Origin of the sequence: Corallococcus sp. CA049B, assembly GCF_003611685.1 — a bacterium.
Taxonomy (GTDB): Bacteria; Myxococcota; Myxococcia; order Myxococcales; family Myxococcaceae; genus Corallococcus; species Corallococcus coralloides.
This window is the reverse complement of the sequence record NZ_RAWC01000117.1, coordinates 21,423-27,627: the sequence shown is the minus strand read 5'-3', so window position 1 is coordinate 27,627 and position 6,205 is coordinate 21,423. Positions and strand designations below refer to the sequence as shown.

Below are 6,205 nucleotides of genomic sequence, written 5' to 3'. Positions count from 1 at the left end.
AGGGGAAGGGGAGGAGGGACCGCCCACGGGGCACTCGGCCATGGCGGCCACCGTAGCGCCCCGCGCGCCTCCGTCATCCCCGGCCGCGCTCCGGGTGTCCGGATTCCTTCAACCCGGAAAGCGAAAGGCCGGCCCCGCATCAGCGCGGGACCGGCCTTCCTTCACGGCTCAGCGGTGACGACGGTCAGACGCTCAGTCGACCGGACGCACCTGGACTTCCATCACGGTCTGGTCCGCGTTCGTGGACAGCACCTCGATGATGGTGCCCGTCTTCGGGACCTTCACGCCGGCGTACGGCTGCGTGGCGGACCAGAACTCGTTCGTGTCGTTGAACACCGGCACCGCGGGCTGCGAGGGGTACTCGTTGCGCGGGAAGCCGTTGGGCTTGAGCGACAGCGGGAAGCTGGGCTCCAGACCGAACGTCGCGTCGTGCGTCTGCACGCGGCCGGACCAGTAGCGGCCGTCGCTGCGCTGCAGGGGCTGCGGGCGCGAGTCCACGGGCAGGATGCGGCCCGAGCCCGGGTGCTGCGACACGTTGTTGTTCGACTGCGACGTGTCCCAGTAGGTGACGAGCAGGCCGGGGTTGTACGAGTAGCGCTCCGCCCAGTCATACAGCCCGTCCGCGCTGAAGCCGTAGTTGTAGGGACCCGTGGCCAGACCCTCGTCGTAGCCGCGGAACTGGCGCCACTCGGCCAGGTAGTAGTTGTCGTAGAGGGTGTTGGTGCCGTCCGTCACGAAGAACGTCGACTTGTCCCACCACTTGTGGCCCCACTCGCCGTCGTCACCAAAGAGGTACGTGTTCTTCGCCCACAGCTGCACGAAGTCCACGAGGAAGCCCTTGCCGAACTCCGCCCCGTCCGTCTTGTAGCGGATCTTCAGCGTGACGCTCTTGCCCGCGTGGGCGGACAGGTCGAACTCCAGGGGAACCCAACCGCCGGACGTGCCGGTGATGCCGTTGCCCAGGTTGTTGCCCCACGGGTTCGTGGTGCGGCTCACGGGGCTGGGCAGGTTCACGAACGGGCCACCGTCCACGGAGAGGGCGACGTAGGCGTAGTCCCAGTCCTCCTCGATGTCGAACCAGGTGTGGAAGGAGAAGGTGATGGGCTTCTTGTTCGGCAGCTTCACCGTCTTCTCGAGCACGCGGTCCAGGTTGTTGCCCTGGCCGCCCTGCCACATGCCCTGGCCCTCGTAGGGGGCGGTGGTGGGCTGCACCACGGGCTTGCCGGGCAGCTTCACCACGAGCGCCTGCTTCGCGTTCGCGGACGTGAACTCCGCGGGGCCCAGGTTGTGGTACGAGTACAGGCCCGCGTCCGTGGTGGCGTAGTCCAGCCAGCCCAGCTGCAGCTTGTCCCAGGCGAAGAAGTCACCCGGACGGCTGCCGATGTCCGTGGTGCCGTCGTTCAGGTACGAGCCGGAGGACATGATGGTCCAGAAGCCCGTCCCGTTGTCCGCAGCGTTCGTCGTGTCGTAGTGGTCCGGCAGGCCCAGGTCGTGGCCGTACTCGTGCGCGAACACACCCAGGCCGCCGTTCTCCGGCTGGATGGTGTAGTCGCCCACCCACTTGTCGATTCCCGTCGCGAAGCGCGTGCCGCCGTTCTGGTTGTACGCGGGGCCGATGCCATCCGGGCTCGTGCCGTTGCTGTACGCGAACCAGCGGTGGCTCCACACGGCGTTGGGGCCCTGCGCGCCGCCGCCGACCTCCTCACCCATGCCGGCGTGGACGATCTGGAAGTGGTCGATGTAGCCGTCCGGCTCGTCGAAGTTGCCGTCGCCGTCGTAGTCGTACCGGTCCCACGTGTCGAACGTGTCCAGGTACGCCTTGATCTCCGCGGGCGTCTTGCCGGCGGCCACCTGGGCGTTGGTCCACGCCTTGATGGCGTCGCTGATGAGCGGCCACACGGAGTTGGAGCAGCTGGAGCTGCCGCACAGGTTGTTGCCGTAGCGGGCGGCGTTGTACGGCACCTTCACCCACTCAGACACCGTGCCGGACACGGTGTAGCGGCCGGAGGACGCGGCCTTGTAGAAGTTCGCCACCGAGTCCACGCCCGGAGTGGTGTCGAAGTAGAGCTTCTCGAAGTGCGCCCGGTCGTAGTCCGGCTGCCAGATGGTGGTGTTGTCCACCGAGCGGTCAGGGGCCGGAATCTCGTTGTGCAGCGGGCCGGGGATGTTGCCGCCCGGGTTGGTGGTGGGGTTGCCGAACACCGGGTGGATCTGCGTCCCGTACTCCACCAGGATGACGAAGATGCGGTCCGTGCGCTGCAGCTCCAGCTCCACGAACTTGCCGTTGGCCAGCTTCTGCACCCGGCCCGGCTGCCCGCGACCCTCCAGGCGCATCTTCAGCGCCTGGGCCTTGAGCTCCTTCTGCTGCTCACCCAGACGGTGGGGCAGGTCATCCGTGATGTCCTGAACCACTGACTTGCGCAGCGATGCCGACGGCGCGGCGACGTCCGGTTGCGGCTTCTCGTACCACGCACGCTCCGCGTACGCGGACGGCGCCGCGAGTGCGAGCAGGCCCACGGCCAGCCAAGACGGGTTTTTCCGCATTGCCACTCCTTAGGGTCAGGTCAGACATCCCGGCGGGGTCCGGGAGTGCCCACTTTGTAGTGGAAGGCCTGACCCTTTGGGAAGACCGGGAGGTTGAATTTTTCCTACAAGGACGGAGTGGGTCATCCGTCCGCTGGCGGTCGAAATCCCGAGAATGGGTAGGGGCGGTGGGGGGCCCAAGGACTACGGTTCCGGTCCGTTATGGCGCGTACACGTCCCGTGGATCCCCCGCTGCGGCGGGATGTCCGGCTCTTGGGCCGGCTGTTGGGTGAGGTGTTGGTGGAACAGGAGGGGCAGGCCCTGTTCGACAAGGAGGAGGAGGTCCGCCACCTGGCCATCCAGCGCCGGCGGGGCCCGGTGGCCGGACGACGCGCCGCGGCGGCGGAGCTGGCGGCGGTGCTGCGGCGGCTGCCGTCGGAGCAGGTGGAGCCGGTGCTGCGCGCCTTCTCCGTCTACTTCCAGCTGGTGAACCTTGCTGAGCAGCACCACCGCATCCGCCGCGCGCGGGCCCACGCGAGCCCCACCGCCACCCGGCCCCAGAAGGGGTCGCTGGAGTCCACGCTGCTGGCGCTGAAGGCCGCGGGCGTCAGCGCCGACAAGGTGCGTGAGACGCTGGGGACGCTGAAGGTGACGCTGACCTTCACCGCGCACCCGACCCAGGCGGTGCGCCGCACGCTGCTGGAGAAGCTCTACCGGCTGTCGCAGCTGCTGGAGGAGCGCGACCGGTGCGCGCTCACCCCGCGCGAGTCCGCCGCGAACCTCACCGCCATGCGCGAGGAGATTACGGCGCTGTGGCAGACGGACGAGCTGCGCCGCGAGCGCCCCACCGTGGGCGACGAGGTGAAGAACGTCCACTGGTACGTGGAGGAGATGCTGTCGGAGCCGGTGGCCCGGCTGCCGGAGGCGCTGGACTGGGCCTTCGAGCGCGCCTACGGCGAGCCCCTGGGCGCGCTGGACACGCCCGTGCGCGTGCACTCGTGGGTGGGCGGCGACATGGACGGCAACCCGCTGGTGACGCCGGAGGTGTTCGCGGACACGCTGCGCGCGCACCGCGCCCGGGGACTGCGGCTGCTCCTGCGCGACGTGGAGCGGCTGGGCGGGATGCTGTCCCAGTCGGAGCGGCACGCGCGCCCCACGCAGGAGCTGGAGCGCTCGCTGGACGAGGACGCGAAGGCGCTGCCGGACGTGGCCAGGCAGCAGGGGCCGCGCACGCTGGGCGAGCCGTGGCGCCGCAAGCTGCGCTTCATGGAGGAGCGGCTGACGCTGGCGCTGGAGCACGTGCTCGCGCGGCGGCAGGGGAAGGAGTCCACGCTGCCTGCCGGTGCCTACCGCTCCCCGGAGGCGCTGGGGGATGACCTGGCGGTGCTGGAGCGGTCGCTCTTCGCGGCGAGAGCGGAGCACGCGGGCCTGCGCGAGGTGCGCCGCATGTCCGAGCGCGTGCGCGCGCTGGGCCTGGGCCTGGGCGAACTGGAGATTCGGGCCCCCGCGGAGGACGCGGTGAGCGCGGCGGCGTCCTTCAACGGCGGACCGGCCCCCACCGAGGGCGGCCAGCGGCTGTTGGAGGTGCTGGCGAAGCTGCGCGAGGGCCAGGACGAGGGCGGCGAGTCCGTGTGCCGCACGCTCATCCTCTCCATGGCCTCCACCGCGGAGGACGTGCTGGCGGCCTTCCAGTGCCTGAAGCACGCGGGGCTCTGGGACCCGGAGCGGCAGTGCGCCACCGTGGACGTGGCGCCCCTCTTCGAGCAGCTGGGCGCGCTGGACGGCGGGCCGGACGTGCTGCGCCAGCTCTTCGCGCATCCGGAGTACCGCCAGCACCTGAAGGGCCGCGGGGTGCAGGAGGTGATGGTGGGCTACAGCGACTCCGGCAAGGAGGTGGGCCTGCTCGCCGCGAGCGCCGCGCTGTACCGCGCCCAGGTGGCGCTCACGCAGGTGGCGGACGAGAACGACGTGCCCCTGCGCCTGTTCCACGGCCGCGGGGAGACGGTGGCGCGCGGCGGCGGCCCCGCCCAGACGGCCATCCTCGCGCTGCCGCCGGGCACGGTGGCCGGCGCCTACAAGGCCACCGAGCAGGGCGAGGCGATGGACCACAAGTACGCGCGCCCGGAGCTCACCCAGCGCACGCTGGAGCTGGTGGTGGGCGGCGTGCTCCTGCACACGCTGGACGCGCAGCCGCGCCCGTCCCCGGAGGACGAGTCCTCCTTCCGCGCCGCCTTCGACGCGCTGGCGGAGTCCGGCCGCAAGGCGTACCGCGGGCTCGTCTGGGAGGACCCGGGCTTCGTGGAGTTCTTCATGAAGGGCACGCCCGTGGATGAAATCTCCGCGCTGCCCATCGGCTCTCGCCCCAGCAAGCGCAAGGCGGGCGGGCTGGACACGCTGCGCGCCATCCCGTGGAGCTTCGCGTGGACGCAGACGCGCGCCATCCTCCCGGCCTGGTACGGCGTGGGCAGCGCGCTGGAGGAGTACTCGGCCACGCCGGAGGGCGCGGCGCTCCTGCAGCGCATGTACAAGGAGTGGCCCTTCTTCCGCGCGGTCATCGACAACGTGACCATGGTGCTGGCCAAGACGGACATGGCCATCGCGGCGCGGTACGCGAAGCTGGCCCCCGCGGCCACGCGGCCCCTGTGGCTGCGCATCCAGCAGGAGCACTCGCGCACGCGCCGCGCGGTGAAGTCGCTCACGGGCGAGGCGAAGCTTCTGGACAACAACCCGCAGCTCCAGCGGAGCATCGCGCTGCGCAACCCCTACGTGGACCCCATGTCCTTCCTCCAGGTGGAGCTGCTCAAGCGCAAGCGGGACGGGGACGCGGAGTGCGACCGGCCGCTCCTCCTGGCGCTCAACGGCATCGCTGCGGGCATGCGGAACACCGGTTAGAGAAGAGACCATGGCCCAGGAGACGTTCGTCGTGGAGGAGATCAACCCCAAGCACGGCTTCGCGCGCGTGCGCCCGGAAGAGGGCTCGGGGTTGCTGCACACCGCCCTCTATCCGGATCCGGAGTTCACCCAGGCTCCGCCCTTCCAGCTGCGCAAGGGGGACCGGGTGACCGGCCTCCGCCGTGGCCAGACGGTGTCGGAGGTGGCCTGGCTTGCGCGCGTGGAGCCGCCCTGGGAGGAGGTGGAGCGCGTGGCGGAGCTGCTCGCGCTCCTGGAGCGCTGGGAGATCCGCATCCCCCACGAGGCCCGCGTCCTGGCGGAACACTCCTGGCGCGACAGCAAGGACAACCCGCTGCGCGACGAGCTCCAGGCGCAGCTGCCCACCTTCTTCGACCTGGAGGGCGCCCACCCCTTCGAGGACCCGACGCTGCTGGAGCGCCTGTCCGCCGCCATGCAGCCGTACCTTCCGGGGTTCGCCATCCAGCCGGTGCAGGGCCAGCCCGCGGTGCGCGTGGAGCCCGGGGCCGTGGAGGTCCAGGCGGGAGTGGGCAGCTGGGACGTGCCCCAGCCCACCTTCGCCCCGATGATCGCGGAGGTGAACGCGCGGCTCGCCGCCGCCGGAGCCCCCGTGCGCTGGGTGCCCACGCGCGAGGACTGGATGCTCGCGCCGCCCGCGCTGGCCGCGCTCCTCCAGAAGCACGGCCTGCTCGAAGCCACCGCGCCCCCCGCCTGAGGGAAGGGGCCGCCCGCCGCGCCGTGTCACAGGGCGGTGTGAGGTCAAAGCATTGTC

At 70.7% G+C, this 6,205-nt stretch carries 3 protein-coding genes; 2 read left to right on the top strand and 1 reads right to left on the bottom strand.

Annotated features, from left to right (window positions below; genetic code table 11):
* Window positions 1–192 precede the first annotated feature (192 nt).
* Window positions 193–2,544, bottom strand: a complete 2,352-nt coding sequence (locus tag D7W82_RS23745; protein WP_120620531.1) for an immune inhibitor A domain-containing protein — start codon at window positions 2,542–2,544, stop codon at window positions 193–195.
* Between the two features lie 201 nt (window positions 2,545–2,745).
* Here D7W82_RS23745 and D7W82_RS23740 point away from each other — a divergent pair, with 201 nt between their 5' ends.
* Together D7W82_RS23740 and D7W82_RS23735 are read left to right on the top strand one after the other, a co-directional pair.
* Window positions 2,746–5,415 carry a phosphoenolpyruvate carboxylase gene (locus D7W82_RS23740; RefSeq protein WP_120620530.1) on the top strand — a complete coding sequence of 890 codons (2,670 nt, stop codon included), beginning with the start codon at window positions 2,746–2,748 and terminating at the stop codon, window positions 5,413–5,415.
* Window positions 5,416–5,425: 10 nt separating this feature from the next.
* On the top strand, window positions 5,426–6,148 hold the full coding sequence (locus tag D7W82_RS23735; RefSeq protein ID WP_120620529.1) for a hypothetical protein: 723 nt from the start codon (window positions 5,426–5,428) through the stop codon (window positions 6,146–6,148).
* Window positions 6,149–6,205: the final 57 nt, after the last annotated feature.

What these genes read in the sequence shown, in the direction of transcription:
- D7W82_RS23745 (WP_120620531.1), bottom strand. Translation starts at nt 2,544, where the DNA reads ATGCGGAAAAACCCGTCTTGGCTGGCCGTGGGCCTGCTCGCACTCGCG.
- D7W82_RS23740 (WP_120620530.1), top strand. Translation starts at nt 2,746, where the DNA reads ATGGCGCGTACACGTCCCGTGGATCCCCCGCTGCGGCGGGATGTCCGG.
- D7W82_RS23735 (WP_120620529.1), top strand. Translation starts at nt 5,426, where the DNA reads ATGGCCCAGGAGACGTTCGTCGTGGAGGAGATCAACCCCAAGCACGGC.